We start from the raw sequence: 13863 nt of genomic DNA on the forward strand, positions 1-13863 counted from the left end.
TGAGGAATCCCCCATGTCTGAATTAAAGCAAACGCCGCTGCATGCGCTGCACCTCCAATTGGGTGCCAAAATGGTGCCTTTTGCTGGCTACGAAATGCCTGTGCAGTACCCGCTGGGGGTCAAAAAGGAGCATGAACACACTCGCCAGAAGTGCGGCCTGTTTGACGTCTCACACATGGGGCAGATTAGTGTGTCCGGCAATAATGTCGCTGAAGCGCTGGAAACCTTGATACCCGCTGATTTAGTGGGGCTTGCAAAAGGCGCTCAACGGTATGGGCTATTCACCAGCACTGAAGGTGGCATTATTGATGACCTGATGGTGGTCAATGCAGGCGATCACTTTTATCTCGTAGTGAACGCTGCCTGTAAAGATCAGGATTTAGCGCATTTGCGTTTGAATTTAGCATCAACCCATGAGGTAGAGACATTAGATCGTGGCTTGCTGGCGCTCCAAGGGCCCCAGGCGCGAGATGTGATGCAGCGGTTGTGTCCTGAAGTGTGCGAATTAGTGTTTATGCAGCATGGCCGCTTCACTATTGCGGGGCAGGAAGTGTGGGTGAGCCGCAGTGGCTATACCGGTGAAGATGGCTTTGAAATTTCAGTCGCGGCTGATGCCTGCGAAGCTTTCGCCGAGCGGTTGCTGGCAGAACCTGAAGTAGAGGCTATTGGCTTGGGCGCACGAGATTCATTGCGTCTGGAAGCAGGGTTATGCCTCTACGGGCACGATATGGATATGCAAACGACGCCTGTTGAAGCCGGGCTGATTTGGGCGATTGGTAAACCGCGTCGCCATGGCGGCGAGCGTGCAGGCGGTTTTCCTGGGGCTGACGTTATCCTGCATCAAGTCGATGCCAAAGATCATACCCGCAAGCGCGTTGGTCTGTTGGCCGACGGGCGTGCACCGGTACGTGAGGGGGCGCAGCTGGTAGACGAAGCGGGCAATGAGATTGGGGTGGTGACATCGGGCAGCTTTGGACCGAGCATCGGTAAACCGGTGGCGATGGGTTATGTGACCCGTGAGCTGGAGGCGCCGCAAAGCACTGTGTTTGCGGTAGTGCGCGGTAAGCAGTTACCCATGGTGGTTACCCCTATGCCGTTTGTAAAACCAGGCTACTATCGCGGCTAACAAAACGGCAGGCACTAACCTAAACCCTACGGCCCCTGTTTAAACAGGGGCCGCTTGGTTTTTAACAAGTGCTTTAACCAGTGCTTTACGAAGAGCTTTAGCGCAGCACCTGCCTAGGATCGATGGGTTTACCACCCTGGCGTAGATCAAAGAGAAGATCATAGCGTTGAGTAGCACTGCTTTGGCCGACTTCGCAAAGCGCATCACCCGCGTTCACCTGCTTGCCTACCTTGACCAATATGCGATCACAAAGCGCGTAGACGGTTTGGAGATTATCGGCATGATGCACAATCATTACTTCGCCAAGCTGGCGCATACCATCAGCAAAACGTACTTCACCGGCGGCGACAGATTTTGCTTGGGCGCCCGCTTGTGTTGCCAGCAGCATTGGCTGGAGAGTGCCACGGCTATCTGGGCCAAAGCGGCGAACCACACGATAATCATCCAATGGCCAGGGCCAGCGTCTAGCTGAAGCGGGCAGCACCTGACTGGGTGCACTACTGGGCGCGGCAGCGGGTCGGTTAGGGCTAGGTGAACCACTACTGCTAGCAGCGGTTCGAGGCGCAGAGCCGCCAAGCGGAACGCTAACGACTTGGCCTATTCGTAAGTTAGTGGGCGTGGCGCTAGGGTTGGCGCTCTGAATACGGCCGCTGGTGGTACCAAAATGGCGGGCGACACTCGAAAACGTATCGCCGGGGCGAATTTGGTAACGATAAGGACCGCCGGAGGGCGCGCGCTCTTGCTGAGTGGGGATCAATAACCGTTGGCCTACCTTAAGCCGTCGTGCATTCACGCCTGGGTTAAATCGTTGTAACCGTTCTAGCGGCACATTAGCGCGGGATGCCATCTGCCCGAGTGTGTCACCGCGCTGTACCTGCACCCAATTGCCACTAATCTGCGTAGCACTAGGGGCCGCAGCACGCTGGTATGACGATTGAGGCGCATTGGCACAGCCGACAAGCATTCCGGCTAATAGGCAGGTGCTTAACAAACCAATCAGTCGTGATCGGTTTGGCCGTCCAACAAACCATCTTTTTCCCGCCAGAGTGAATTGATCCATGTGTGGAAACGTTCCTTATGCTGCTTTTCGTCGTGGTTATTAGGTGCGTACATCCACTGAGGAATATCTAGTTGCCGTGCGTATAGCGTAATGGGTGCTTCATTACCGCACAAAAAACCCCAAAAAGTGGGGGATGGGTTGGTATAGCTAATGGTTACGTCCAGAATACCATCTAATTGACTGCCTAGCAGGCTAAGTACCTGGGCAACGCCACCTGCTTTGGGGCGCAACAAGTGATGATAAGGGCTTTGCTGGGCATCGCGCTTAGCGACGCTAAAACGCGTGCCTTCGACGAAATTAAAAATCGCAATCGGGGTATTACGTGCCTGTTGGCACATACGCTCGGTAGACGTGCGGTCTATGGTGGCAAGTTTGGGGTTTTTAGCTATTTGTTCACGGCTAAAGCGGCGCATGAAGGGGAATTCGAGTGCCCAAAAAGCCAAGCCAACGATAGGAATCCAGATTAATTGACGTTTGAGGAAAAAACGCGGCATCGGAATACGGCGGTGTAACGCCATGAATAGCATAAAGATATCAGTCCAGCTGCGGTGGTTGGATATTACCAGCCACCACTGATTGGGGCTCAACTGCTCGGGAACGGTGATTGATACGTCAGGCTTAAGCCAATGCCGCATCCACCACAGATTAAAGCCAATCCAGTTGAGTGCCACGGCATTTAAACCCAGCAGCACCTTCTGTTTCAGTCGCTGCCCGGGAGCAATGAGTTTGAGTAGCGTCAACAGAATTAGAGGTACGCCCCAAAATAGCGTGTTGAGCGTTAGCAGCAGAGCGCTGACAAGCCCCTTGAAAATAGGCATACCACGTTTCCTTACCGTCAGACGAATAGCTTAATACTGAATGCTAAATGATCCTAGCCACGCTGCCCAGCAGAACCCCAGTTCGTCTCATCAACTTAGCAGAGGGTTAGTCGAGAGGGAGCGAAGGCGCTTGAACGGTATTAAGCAGTACAGTGCGAAGCGCATGGGCGGCAACGGAAAGCTCTTGGTGTGTCAAAATACCTACACGGCAAGAGATGGCTGGCGCTGTTAGCGGTATGCACCGGGCGCCCAGCTCATGCATTTGTCGAATACACATAGAAGGCACTGCGCTCACCCCTAACCCGTCAGCAACCATTCTTCCGACGGTGGAGAGCTGGTGGCTTTCAAACGCCACAGGCAGTTCCATGTGTTGTTTCCGCAGCTCCTGTTCCAGTAAGCGGCGCACCATAGAAGGGCGCTGCAGCGTAATAAAATCGTGATTGAGAAGGGTCGACCAAGCGAGCTGTGAGGCTTGATTTAGCGAGGAAGTCGGTGGTACCACCGCGACAAAATGATCTTCAAACAGGGGGGTAAACAGCAGGCTGCCCGCGCCTTCCGGTGAGAAAGCGATTCCCATTTCCACCTGCCGAGAGCGCACCATTTCAGTGACTTCTTCATTGATGACGTCGTGGACTGTGATATTGATCTTGGGATATTGCTGGCGAAACTTAACTAACGCTGCGGGTAACAAGTTACAGGCGAAAGCAGGCATGGCGGCGACGCTTAACCGGCCCAGCTGAAGCGTGAAGCGTTGACGCAACCGTTCTTCGGTATTATCCCATTGGGCCAGCAAGTGTTTGGCCAGCGGTAGCAGTGACTCGCCTTCTGGGGTTAGCCTAACGCTACGGGTGCTCCGGATTAACAATTTGCCCCCCAAAGACTCTTCTAGCCCTTTGATCGCCAAGCTGAGCGCTGGCTGGGATAAATGCAGCCGCTCACAGGCTTGGGTAAAGCTGAGCGTTTGGGCGACCGCGAGGAAGGCGCGCAGCTGTTTGACGGTCATAAAGTGCCTTTTATAAGTTTTACTAATGAATTGATAAGAAAAACAAACTTAACAAATATATCATCTGGCACAACACTGGCACTATCGTAAGGGGCGGTCTATGTATTACTGACAGCTCATATCAATGACCACTCATATTTAATGACAACAACGTGAGGCACAACAATGGCAGGATTCGATAAGCGAGTATCTTCCTACGAAGAAGCGATGGAAGGCATCGAGAGCGGTATGACCGTCATTGCTGGCGGCTTTGGCTTATGCGGTATTCCCGAAAACCTGATCGCTGAAATCAAGCGTCGCGGCGTTAAAGACCTTACCGTGGTTTCAAACAACTGTGGTGTGGATGGTTTTGGCTTGGGGATACTGCTTGAAGATCGTCAAATTAGTAAAATTCTGGCCTCTTACGTAGGTGAAAACGCGTTATTTGAGAAGCAAATGCTGAACGATGAAATTGAGGTGGTATTGACGCCTCAAGGCACGTTGGCAGAAAAAATGCGCGCAGGTGGTGCGGGTATCCCTGCTTTTTACACTGCCACCGGCTACGGCACGCCGATTGGCGAAGGCAAGGAAGTACGTGTCTTCAATGATCGGCACTATATTTTAGAAGAAGCCATTATTGGTGATTTTGCCATTGTGAAAGGCTGGAAAGCGGATCGCTATGGCAATGTGATGTATCGCCATACAGCACAAAATTTTAACCCCATGGCCGCCACCGCGGGGAAAATCACCGTGGTTGAAGTTGAAGAAATTGTGGAGCCGGGTGAGCTTGAGCCTAGCCAGATCCATACGCCAGGCATTTATGTGGATCGGATTATTCAAGGCACGTTTGAAAAGCGCATTGAAAAACGCACGGTACGTAGTTAAATCACCGCTTTTTCAAAGACTTAAATTTCAAATATCTCACTCGCTTCCCATTTAATGATTCAACAAGAGGTAGTCACCATGGCTTTAACACGAGAACAGATGGCCCAGCGTGTCGCTCGCGAACTTCAAGATGGCTTTTACGTCAATTTGGGCATTGGTATTCCCACCCTGGTTGCCAATTACATTCCAGACGGCATTGATGTCATGCTGCAATCCGAAAATGGACTGCTGGGGATGGGCCGTTATCCTACCGAAGAAGAGCTTGATGCAGATATGATCAATGCGGGTAAAGAGACCGTGACGGCGCGCCCAGGCGCGGCGATTTTCTCTTCAGCTGAGTCCTTTGCCATGATTCGTGGTGGGCACGTGGATTTGACCGTGCTGGGCGCCTTTGAGGTTGATCAACAAGGCAATATCGCCTCGTGGATGATCCCCGGCAAGCTTATCAAAGGCATGGGCGGCGCCATGGATCTGGTGGCTGGCGCTGACAATATTATTTGCACCATGACGCATGCCTCTAAACATGGCGAATCCAAACTGCTGGAAAAATGTGAGCTGCCGCTGACGGGGGCTGGTTGTATTAACCGTGTTTTGACCGATCTCGCTTATTTGGAAATCAAAGACGGTGCTTTTATCCTCAAAGAGCGTGCGCCCGGCGTTAGCGTTGAAGAAATTGTCGAAAAAACAGCGGGCAAACTAATCGTGCCAGACCACGTGCCTGAAATGACCTTTGACGCTTAATAAGGCACCCCGTCAGCCTTTAAGCCGAGTAGCATTAAAGATAGTGGGATAGTGAGACACTAACTGAAAAGAGTTAGCGTCTCACGCCATTTCACAGCGTGTGTGATGGGGCAGAAGTACGTCGGCCAGGCGCTCGTGACTATGCTCTACATGTTTTTGGACGAGCGCCAGCCCCCCTAAGCAGAGGCGATGTTCATCGCCATCGGCGAATACGGCTTTCTGCGGTGTCGTTGGGTAAAAGCGATGGTCGAGCAGCGATGACACCGTAAAAACACCGTTCTGCTGCTCTTGCAGGCCCAGCATGCCTACCTCTTGGAGACGTTGATCCAAAACGGCTAACGGTTCGCCAAGCTGACCACAATCAAAGCCCGCGTGGTGCAAGCGGGGTCCCATGACCGCAAGCCATGCGGCTAGCGGATGGGCCTGTTGCAACTGCTGGTAAAGCGCCCAAGAGGGCATTGGCCAGGGTCTGCCGCGGCAAAGTAAATTATGCCCTTTGCAATCCTGAGGATGCGATTGGCGCACAAGCCCTTCAATTGCTTCTCGTGGCGCTTTAGAAAGGGTGCCTATTTGCAATTCGGCAAGCACCAGCCAGCTACTGCCATCGCTGGGGGCTAGTAAATGCACGAGTAGGCCTTTGTCCGCCATGGCGTAGTGGCTAATAGCGCGATAGCCCATGTGGGCTAAATTGCTGCTAAGCGCGGTAGCGGAAAAAGGGCCGTAGTTGAGCGTAACTAAGGTTAAATATTCGGCTGCGGCCGAGAGTGGCCACAGCCTCAATGCCCCAATATCGGGGTGCGTATGTACATAGTCTAGCCACAGCTGCTGAACAAACTCCTGACGCTGCATGGTGAACTCCTTGCCCAAAAGTGGCACACCTCGCGTGGGCCATGAGTAACTGCACAGTATAGGCAAGCAAGGCAGGCAAGGGTTCAACGGGTATTAACGAGCGTTTTAACGGCAGCGCAGTGGCAATCGCCAATTACTATTAAACGGCGAGGAGCTGTTTGTCGCGGACAAACTGATCAAACTCGGTAAAGCCACCGACATGGGTTTGATCAACAAACACTTGCGGTACGGTGTGAATGGGTTTGCCAGCGGTCTTGGCGATATCTTCTTTAGTAACGCCTTCAGAAGGCATATCAACATAGCGGTACCCTTCAATTTTTCCGGCTTTTTCCAAGTGATCCGCAAGGTGTTTAGCGCGTACACAGAAGGGGCAGGACATCCGACCAAAAATAACCACAAACATAGGTGGCGCTCCTTTACGATAAGCAGAATAAGTTACAAAGTGGAACGTAACCGAGTGAAAAGTCTTTGCGGCACGATAATCTGCGCCCATTGTGGCTTAGCAACACTTATTTCGCCAATAGCAGCTCGCTACATTGCCCATTAATGCCTGTTATCACCTGGAAAAAATTCACACGTTTATGTATATGCTGACTGCTGACGAATACGCCTCTCTTGCTGAACTGGCGAAGGTCTATCGAGATGTGCATTTACCTTCCATGAAACAACAGGAGGGATGGAACCCACGCTTAGGGGTTGATGCGCTATGCTTTCAGCATCATGGTGCAGGAAATATGGTGGGTGCGTTCATTACACCCTGTGAGCTTTGGCTAGTCGTAGTGCCTGATCACTCCCGTCTAACGGAATCCTTGGCAGATACGCTGACACTTACCTTGCCTTCAGGTACCTATCAGCTATCCCTTGAGCGCCTGCCCGGTGGCTATGAACTTTATAAGCGTGCAATCTTGCGCAATCTAGAAGAGCTCGAGAACATGCAGGAGGCTGCTAGGTTGGCGCAGCAAATGATGGCGCGTTTAATGCAACCTGCCGATGAGCCTGACGCTTAACCACGTACCGCTATACTGAAAGCACCTTCTGACCACTTTTATGACAAGGAAATGCCTATGACTTCCTCATCCGTTTCAACGCCGCGTGTAGCGCTGGTCACCGGGACCAGCAGTGGTATCGGTGCTGCGGTTGTTAAGCACTTTTGCGAGCTAGGCCATCAAGTGCTTGCTGTCGACTTTAACCCGGCAGGAAAAGCGATTGCTGAACAGGCTGGCGCTGCCTTTTTTGAAGCTGACCTGACCGATCCAGATGCCTGCCGTGCGGCGGTAGCCGATGCGGTTAAGCGTTTTGGCGGGGTTGATATATTGGTCAATAACGCCGGTATCCAGCATGTTGCGTCGATCGAGACGTTTCCCGAGGAAAAATGGCGGCAGATTATGGATCTGATGCTGACCGCTCCCTTTCTGCTCACGCAAGCGGCCTGGCCGCACATGCGCGAAAAAGGCTGGGGGCGCATCGTTAACGTGGCTTCAATACATGCCCAGGTGGCCTCGCCAGGCAAAGCAGCTTACATCAGCGCTAAGCACGGTATGATTGGCCTGACCAAAACCGCAGCGTTGGAAGGTGGCGAGCAAGGGATTACTGCTAACGCTGTTTGCCCTGCCTATGTAAAAACGCCACTGGTGGATAATCAGATCGCCGACCAAGCTAAATTGCACGGTATGGATGAACAGGAAGTAATTGAGAAAGTCATGCTAAAAGAGGCGGCGATCAAACGCCTGATTGAGCCTGAGGAAGTGGCGCAATTAGTCGCCTACCTGGCGTCCGATGCTGCCGGTGCGGTGACCGGATCAAGCTTTAATATTGATCTAGGCTGGACGGCGCATTAAGCGTTCAGGCCCCCGCCATAAACGTTTTAGTAGGGTGGGGGCTTGGACTAGTGAGCAGTTAACCAACAATTCAACGACGCACTGGGCGTTTTTGTAATTTGCGCTGCAGGGTACGGCGGTGCATGCCCAGTGCTCGGGCCGTGGCCGATATATTGCCGTCGTGTTCCTGGAGCACCTTCTGAATATGCTCCCAGGTGATGCGGTTAATCGAAGGTGGATTATCAGCCAACTCAATATCAGGGTCGCCACTTTGGCGCTCAAAGGCCGTGAGCACGTCGTCTGCATCTACCGGCTTGCAGAGATAATTAACTGCACCAAGCTTAATGGCCTCAACAGCAGTTGCAATGCTGGAGTAGCCTGTCAGCACCACAATGCGACACTGGGGCGAAATGGCCAGTAGCTCGGGAAGCAGCTTTAAGCCCGAACTATTTTCCAGTTTTAGATCAAGGGTCGCCATCGTGGGCAAGTACTGGGCGGCCATTGCCAGGGCCTGATCGGCATCATGGGCAACAATGACTTCGTAACCACGCCGCGTTAAAGCGCGATTTAGCACATGACAAAACATTTCATCGTCATCAACAATCAGCAGGCGTTGGTCTCGCGTTTGCATGTTGTCCTCAATCCATAAAAGGCGATGCTTGGGCCGCCGGGTTTAATGCGGTGCCGCGCAGCGGGGCAGTGTAACTTCCGTTAGCGTACCCCCTTCCGGGTGATTATACAGGCTTACCCCGCCTCCAAAGCGATTGATAGTGGCATGGGTTAAAAACAAACCAATACCCATGCCTTTGCTTTTTGTGGAGATAAACGTTTCCCCTAGCTGGTCGGCAATCGACATGGCCACCCCTGGGCCATGGTCGCGTATATCAATGACCACATTTTCATCCTGCCAATCTAAACGAATCGCAATGTGCTCAGGGTTGGCGTCGGCGGCGTTGTTCAAAAGATTCGTTAACGCTTGGTTAAGCGTGGCATCAACCGCAAGCCATGGCCTGCTACGCTTCTCAGCCACCTCGAACTGATGGCTCACATCAGGCCTTAGCACTAGCCAGCGCTGCACAACGCCTGCTAGCCAAACTTCTGCATCAAGTACTTCAGGCTCTGCCATTCGGCGCCTATCCGCATTAGAGACTAAGTTTTGCAGCCGTGATTTGCAGACGTCCACCTGCTGACGCAGTAGGGTAATGTCCTCATGCAGTTCAGACTCAGGTAGCGCGTCGGCCTGCATTTCTTTGAGTAGTACCGCCATGGTAGAGAGCGGCGTTCCCAATTCATGCGCTGTGCCGGCGGCTTGAGTGGCTACCGCCAATACCTGTTCATTACGCAGTGCGGCTTCCCGGGTGCGGGAAAGTGCCTGGTCCCGGCTACGCAATGCGTGGGCCATTTTGTAGATAAAAAAGGTCACCAGCCCAGCTGAGAGGCCAAAGTTAAGCCACATGCCCAATATGTGCAGGCTCAAGGGGCTGTCGCTATTAATATGACCCAATTGCGGGATTGGGTAGTAAGAGAACATTAAAGAGGTATACCCCGCCATAGCGCAGGCTGCAATGATCCAGGCGTGGCGCCAGGGCAGGGTGGCGGCGGCAATAGTAACCGGGACTAAGTAGTAGGTAATAAAAGGGTTGGTGGAGCCCCCGGAAAAGTAAAACAGCAGTGTAAGGCCTGCAATATCGGCCAGTAGGTGCAGTAGATACTCCAGGTGGGTAACGGCCCGTGGGCGACCCAGCCGCCACCAGGTGGCGATATTAAGGATGCCCATGGCTATCACCACGCTTACCACAGCAGTCACTGGTAAATCGAAGGCGAGCAATTCGACACCCACAATAATTGCCAGTAAAAAACCGGTCCAGGTGATACCGCGCACGATAGTGAGCCGCACTAAATTACGGTTGGGCGTAGAGAGCGGAAGTGGTAGAGCCGTTGGCATGATGAACTTACTTAGTCCTGGTTTTTAGGCCATGAATAACAAATTTAATAAACAACGTCATGACGTAGGTGGCCCAGCCAGCAGAGGCCAGGATATTAAATAGCAGCATTTTCGGCGGCAACCAGGCACTGCCTAATAGGGCTTCCAGCATAATGTGGAAGAACATCGCCAACAGCAGTGGCAGGGCTAAAATATGAATCCACATATCGGTACGACGTTTGCGAATATGGTAACGACCCAACAAATAACGCAGCGGACGATGTGCCCAACAGAACACCACGAGAGCACCAATCACTAACAAACTGGCGAGGGTAGGTTCCGTGCTGCCCATATGGACAGACAGCGAAATTGACCAAGCCAAGCTTAGCCATAACACGCCCTCCAGGCTGGCAATGACATCCGCATAACGCCGCACATTCTGCATAAACAATCGGGCCCTTAACGTTAACCGCGAGCTATCAACCCTAGTCGTTAAGACGGGTTCATTAAGAAAAGTGCCGTCATGATACGACACTTGGGCAAATGTGTGGTGCTCGAAGAGTGGATTTATCCAATCGCGCAATTGCGTATACTGTCGCTATCATTTTTCCGACATCACTCCAGTACAGGACTCGCCGTGGACACTGTAACACTGACCCGCCCCGATGATTGGCATCTTCATTTACGCGATGGTGAAGCGCTAAAGGCGGTGGTAGGCCATACCGCCGCACAGATGGGGCGGGCCATCATTATGCCTAATCTAACCCCGCCGATCACCACAACCTCCCAGGCGATTGATTATCGTCAACGTATCCTAGACGCCTTACCCGCGGGCAGTGCTTTTGAGCCCTTAATGGTGCTTTACCTTACCGATACCACGCCCCCCGAAGAGATTGAACGCGCAGCGCGGAGCGGCATCGTCAAAGCGGTCAAGCTTTACCCAGCGGGTGCCACTACAAATTCTGACTCAGGTGTGACCGACTTAGCCCATTGTGATGCCACTATTGCCAAGATGGTTGAAGTAGGCATACCCCTGTTAGTACATGGCGAGGTCACTACCGCTGAGATTGATATTTTTGATCGCGAAGCGGTATTTATTGAAAACGTGATGAAGCCGTTACTGGAGCGCCACCCCACGCTGAAAGTGGTGTTTGAGCATATCACTACTCAGCAGGCCGCAGAGTTTGTCGCGCAAGCGCCGGACAATGTGGCTGCAACGATTACGGCCCATCACTTACTGTTCAATCGCAATAAAATGTTGGTCGGTGGTATTCGCCCTCACTACTACTGCTTGCCGATTCTCAAGCGTGAGCAGCATCGTCAGGCGCTTTTGAAAGCAGCCACCAGCGGTAGCCACAAGTTCTTTTTGGGCACCGATAGCGCGCCTCACTCTCAGGGTGCTAAAGAGTCAAGCTGCGGCTGTGCGGGTGCTTATACCGCCCCCGCCGCCATTGAGCTTTACGCTACTGCTTTCGATGAAATGAATGCCTTGGACAAACTGGAAGCCTTTGCCAGCCTTAACGGGCCGCGCTTTTATGGCCTGACGCCTAACGCTGACACCATGACGCTAGAACGACGCGAATGGCGACTGCCAGAGAGCTACTCCTATGCCCAAGGCGAGGCGATTATTCCGCTATTGGCGGGCGAAACGCTTGGATGGGCCATTAAGAAGGCGTAGCCCTGAGGTACCAGCTAGCCTTGGCTAAGCTGCTTCAGCATTTGATCTACCATGCGCGATGAGTGGTCGGCAGCTACTTCCAAAAACTCATCAAAAGAGAGGTGGTTGTCGCCGCTGCCGGGAATGTCAGAGAGCGCGCGAATCACGACGAAAGGGCACTGATAGAGATAGCATGTCTGAGCAATCGCAGCGCCTTCCATCTCGACCGCCAGCATGGTGGGAAACTGGGCGCGGGTTGCTTCTACGCGCGCGGGATCGGCCATGAAAGCGTCTCCCGTGGCGATCAGTCCTTCGCGTACGTTGACCTCACCTAATGATGCAATGGCGTTACGGGCAATGTCTCGTAGCGCCGTATCGGCCTGATAGGCGGCGGGCATCCCAGGTACTTGGCCCATCTCATAGCCAAATACGACGGCGTCAACATCATGATGGCGTACTTCATCAGAGATGATCACATCGCCAATCTTTAAATCGGTGGCAAATCCACCCGCCGAACCGGTATTAATAATGGCGTCGGGTTGGTGGCGCTCCAATAAAATAGCGGTGCCCACTGCCGCGTTGACTTTGCCAATCCCTGACTGCAAGACAATGACCTCAAGGCCGTAACGCGTGCCAGTATGAAAAACAAAGCCCGCATGCTCATAGCGTTCTGCATTATCTAACTGAGCTACCAAGGTGCTTACTTCCTGCGCCATTGCGCCAATAATACCAATACGTTGCACTGCGCCATGCTCCTGCATAAAAAAGGGGGGTATATGAATCAGGCGTGATCCTGGGGCGTCAAATCGTGCCATTCGGCGGCTTCAAGCGTATTTTCGAGCAGCGTTGCGACGGTCATGGGTCCCACGCCGCCCGGAACCGGGGTGATAAAGCTGGCGCGTTCAGCGGCGGCGGCGAAATCAAGGTCGCCTTTTAGCGTGCCATCTTCCTGGCGATTAATACCTACATCAATCACGACAGCCCCTGGCTTAATCCATTCCCCTTTAACGATGCCTGGCTTGCCGACGGCTACCACCACAATGTCAGCGCGGCTAACGTGGTCTTTAAGGTTCTGGGTAAAACGGTGGCATACGGTAGTGGTACAGCCCGCCAGCATCAGTTCAAGCGCCATAGGGCGGCCGACAATGTTAGAAGCGCCGACCACGGTGGCATCCAGGCCACGTAGCGCGATATCGCTTTGCGCCAGTAAGGTCATGATGCCTTTAGGGGTGCAAGGGCGTAGCGCAGGCATGCGCTGTGCTAAGCGACCAATGTTGTAAGGGTGAAAGCCATCAACATCTTTATCAGGACGAATACGCTCTAAAATAGGGCCGGCATCTAAGTGCTTGGGTAGTGGCAGTTGAACCAGTATGCCGTCTACGGCCGGGTCGCTGTTGAGCTGATCAACCAGCGTTTCTAAGTCATGCTGAGAGGTCGCAGTGGGCAGAGTATGCTGGAAGGAAAGAATGCCTGCCTGTTCACAGGCGCGGTGCTTATTACTGACGTAAACGTGAGAGGCGGGATCATCTCCTACCACAACTACGGCTAGGCCCGGTGCTCGTGCGCCTGCATCTTTACGTGCGGCAACCTTCTCGGCAACCTGTTGGCGAACAGTAGCAGCGATGGCTTTGCCATCGATTAGTTGGGCAGTCATGTAGAGAAATCCCTGTGGACGTGGAAAAGGGCTAGGCGGTGTCTCGAAGCCTTTTGACGTAATGGCTTTTAAGGCAGTACCTAGTGCTGCTAGCGCAGTTGGCTACGCTTTCTAAGGCGGCAATTTTCGCACGCTAGGGCACCCAGGCAAAGCGCCTTCACGAACAATCACTTTAATGGTTGACTTTAAAATTAAAAATAGTAATATATGCCTCGCTTGAGACGGACCAAGCGGTAGCGTCTAGGGTGATGAAAAATCGGGATGTAGCGCAGTCTGGTAGCGCGCCTGCTTTGGGAGCAGGATGTCGGGGGTTCGAATCCCTCCATCCCGACCACACCTAAACGTGAAAG

At 52.9% G+C, this 13863-nt stretch carries 16 protein-coding genes and 1 tRNA gene; 7 read left to right on the top strand and 10 right to left on the bottom strand.

Annotation, left to right across the window (positions count from 1 at the left end; genetic code table 11):
• The first annotated feature begins 13 nt into the window (after window positions 1–13).
• The gene (gene gcvT / locus ACWI0H_RS10350; RefSeq protein ID WP_485876103.1) at window positions 14–1126 is read left to right on the top strand and encodes a glycine cleavage system aminomethyltransferase GcvT; all 1113 of its coding nucleotides are present in this window, start codon (window positions 14–16) and stop codon (window positions 1124–1126) included.
• 97 nt (window positions 1127–1223) lie between these two features.
• On the opposite strand, the gene ACWI0H_RS10355 is transcribed toward gcvT, so the two are convergent.
• The 3 genes from ACWI0H_RS10355 to ACWI0H_RS10365 form a co-directional block, all read right to left on the bottom strand.
• Window positions 1224–2090, bottom strand: a complete 867-nt coding sequence (locus ACWI0H_RS10355) for a murein hydrolase activator EnvC family protein (RefSeq protein WP_485876200.1) — start codon at window positions 2088–2090, stop codon at window positions 1224–1226.
• Window positions 2091–2122: 32 nt separating this feature from the next.
• Window positions 2123–3004: an acetyltransferase gene (locus tag ACWI0H_RS10360; protein ID WP_176302084.1), complete on the bottom strand. Its 882-nt coding sequence runs from the start codon at window positions 3002–3004 to the stop codon at window positions 2123–2125.
• Between the two features lie 106 nt (window positions 3005–3110).
• Complete coding sequence (locus ACWI0H_RS10365; RefSeq protein ID WP_485876105.1) at window positions 3111–4007, bottom strand: LysR family transcriptional regulator; 897 nt, start codon at window positions 4005–4007, stop codon at window positions 3111–3113.
• Window positions 4008–4172: 165 nt separating this feature from the next.
• On the opposite strand from ACWI0H_RS10365, the gene ACWI0H_RS10370 reads away from it, so the two are divergent.
• Both ACWI0H_RS10370 and ACWI0H_RS10375 read left to right on the top strand, forming a co-directional pair.
• Complete coding sequence (locus tag ACWI0H_RS10370) at window positions 4173–4871, top strand: CoA transferase subunit A (RefSeq protein WP_008958017.1); 699 nt, start codon at window positions 4173–4175, stop codon at window positions 4869–4871.
• Window positions 4872–4949: 78 nt separating this feature from the next.
• A complete protein-coding gene (locus tag ACWI0H_RS10375) occupies window positions 4950–5612 on the top strand; it encodes a CoA transferase subunit B (RefSeq protein ID WP_008958016.1) in 663 nt (220 codons plus the stop codon).
• Window positions 5613–5693: 81 nt separating this feature from the next.
• Here ACWI0H_RS10375 and ACWI0H_RS10380 read toward each other — a convergent pair whose 3' ends face one another.
• Both ACWI0H_RS10380 and ACWI0H_RS10385 read right to left on the bottom strand, forming a co-directional pair.
• Complete coding sequence (locus ACWI0H_RS10380) at window positions 5694–6461, bottom strand: VOC family protein (RefSeq protein WP_485876108.1); 768 nt, start codon at window positions 6459–6461, stop codon at window positions 5694–5696.
• A gap of 139 nt (window positions 6462–6600) precedes the next feature.
• On the bottom strand, window positions 6601–6864 hold the full coding sequence (locus ACWI0H_RS10385; RefSeq protein ID WP_035558335.1) for a GrxA family glutaredoxin: 264 nt from the start codon (window positions 6862–6864) through the stop codon (window positions 6601–6603).
• Window positions 6865–7048: 184 nt separating this feature from the next.
• On the opposite strand from ACWI0H_RS10385, the gene hybE reads away from it, so the two are divergent.
• Both hybE and ACWI0H_RS10395 read left to right on the top strand, forming a co-directional pair.
• Window positions 7049–7468 (top strand): [NiFe]-hydrogenase assembly chaperone HybE, encoded by a 420-nt coding sequence (gene hybE / locus ACWI0H_RS10390; protein ID WP_485876109.1) that lies wholly within the window; start codon window positions 7049–7051, stop codon window positions 7466–7468.
• A gap of 57 nt (window positions 7469–7525) precedes the next feature.
• Window positions 7526–8299 (top strand): 3-hydroxybutyrate dehydrogenase, encoded by a 774-nt coding sequence (locus tag ACWI0H_RS10395; RefSeq protein WP_336273097.1) that lies wholly within the window; start codon window positions 7526–7528, stop codon window positions 8297–8299.
• A gap of 70 nt (window positions 8300–8369) precedes the next feature.
• Here the strand turns inward: ACWI0H_RS10395 and ACWI0H_RS10400 are convergent, their stop codons facing one another.
• Genes ACWI0H_RS10400 through ACWI0H_RS10410 form a run of 3 tightly spaced genes read right to left on the bottom strand, consistent with a single transcriptional unit; the run spans window position 8370 to window position 10647 of the window.
• Complete coding sequence (locus tag ACWI0H_RS10400) at window positions 8370–8909, bottom strand: response regulator transcription factor (protein ID WP_101147247.1); 540 nt, start codon at window positions 8907–8909, stop codon at window positions 8370–8372.
• A 42-nt stretch (window positions 8910–8951) separates the two neighbouring features.
• Window positions 8952–10223, bottom strand: a complete 1272-nt coding sequence (locus tag ACWI0H_RS10405; protein ID WP_485876110.1) for an ATP-binding protein — start codon at window positions 10221–10223, stop codon at window positions 8952–8954.
• Window positions 10224–10230: 7 nt separating this feature from the next.
• Entirely contained in the window at window positions 10231–10647 is a 417-nt protein-coding gene (locus tag ACWI0H_RS10410; RefSeq protein ID WP_008958009.1) for a hypothetical protein, read from the bottom strand.
• 192 nt (window positions 10648–10839) lie between these two features.
• On the opposite strand from ACWI0H_RS10410, the gene pyrC reads away from it, so the two are divergent.
• Window positions 10840–11880: a dihydroorotase gene (gene pyrC, locus ACWI0H_RS10415; protein WP_101147249.1), complete on the top strand. Its 1041-nt coding sequence runs from the start codon at window positions 10840–10842 to the stop codon at window positions 11878–11880.
• A 14-nt stretch (window positions 11881–11894) separates the two neighbouring features.
• Here pyrC and mtnN read toward each other — a convergent pair whose 3' ends face one another.
• Both mtnN and folD read right to left on the bottom strand, forming a co-directional pair.
• Window positions 11895–12602 (bottom strand): 5'-methylthioadenosine/S-adenosylhomocysteine nucleosidase, encoded by a 708-nt coding sequence (gene mtnN, locus ACWI0H_RS10420; RefSeq protein WP_485876202.1) that lies wholly within the window; start codon window positions 12600–12602, stop codon window positions 11895–11897.
• A gap of 38 nt (window positions 12603–12640) precedes the next feature.
• Window positions 12641–13513 (bottom strand): bifunctional methylenetetrahydrofolate dehydrogenase/methenyltetrahydrofolate cyclohydrolase FolD, encoded by an 873-nt coding sequence (gene folD, locus ACWI0H_RS10425; RefSeq protein WP_101147250.1) that lies wholly within the window; start codon window positions 13511–13513, stop codon window positions 12641–12643.
• A gap of 257 nt (window positions 13514–13770) precedes the next feature.
• Here folD and ACWI0H_RS10430 point away from each other — a divergent pair.
• Window positions 13771–13847, top strand: a tRNA-Pro gene (locus ACWI0H_RS10430).
• The last annotated feature ends 16 nt before the right edge of the window (window positions 13848–13863 follow it).

Source organism: Halomonas sp. NYA30, from assembly GCF_976980765.1.

Coding starts and splice junctions, on each gene's coding strand:
- gcvT (WP_485876103.1), top strand. CDS start 14: ATGTCTGAATTAAAGCAAACGCCGCTGCATGCGCTGCACCTCCAATTG.
- ACWI0H_RS10355 (WP_485876200.1), bottom strand. CDS start 2,090: ATGCTTGTCGGCTGTGCCAATGCGCCTCAATCGTCATACCAGCGTGCT.
- ACWI0H_RS10360 (WP_176302084.1), bottom strand. CDS start 3,004: ATGCCTATTTTCAAGGGGCTTGTCAGCGCTCTGCTGCTAACGCTCAAC.
- ACWI0H_RS10365 (WP_485876105.1), bottom strand. CDS start 4,007: ATGACCGTCAAACAGCTGCGCGCCTTCCTCGCGGTCGCCCAAACGCTC.
- ACWI0H_RS10370 (WP_008958017.1), top strand. CDS start 4,173: ATGGCAGGATTCGATAAGCGAGTATCTTCCTACGAAGAAGCGATGGAA.
- ACWI0H_RS10375 (WP_008958016.1), top strand. CDS start 4,950: ATGGCTTTAACACGAGAACAGATGGCCCAGCGTGTCGCTCGCGAACTT.
- ACWI0H_RS10380 (WP_485876108.1), bottom strand. CDS start 6,461: ATGCAGCGTCAGGAGTTTGTTCAGCAGCTGTGGCTAGACTATGTACAT.
- ACWI0H_RS10385 (WP_035558335.1), bottom strand. CDS start 6,864: ATGTTTGTGGTTATTTTTGGTCGGATGTCCTGCCCCTTCTGTGTACGC.
- hybE (WP_485876109.1), top strand. CDS start 7,049: ATGCTGACTGCTGACGAATACGCCTCTCTTGCTGAACTGGCGAAGGTC.
- ACWI0H_RS10395 (WP_336273097.1), top strand. CDS start 7,526: ATGACTTCCTCATCCGTTTCAACGCCGCGTGTAGCGCTGGTCACCGGG.
- ACWI0H_RS10400 (WP_101147247.1), bottom strand. CDS start 8,909: ATGCAAACGCGAGACCAACGCCTGCTGATTGTTGATGACGATGAAATG.
- ACWI0H_RS10405 (WP_485876110.1), bottom strand. CDS start 10,223: ATGCCAACGGCTCTACCACTTCCGCTCTCTACGCCCAACCGTAATTTA.
- ACWI0H_RS10410 (WP_008958009.1), bottom strand. CDS start 10,647: ATGCAGAATGTGCGGCGTTATGCGGATGTCATTGCCAGCCTGGAGGGC.
- folD (WP_101147250.1), bottom strand. CDS start 13,513: ATGACTGCCCAACTAATCGATGGCAAAGCCATCGCTGCTACTGTTCGC.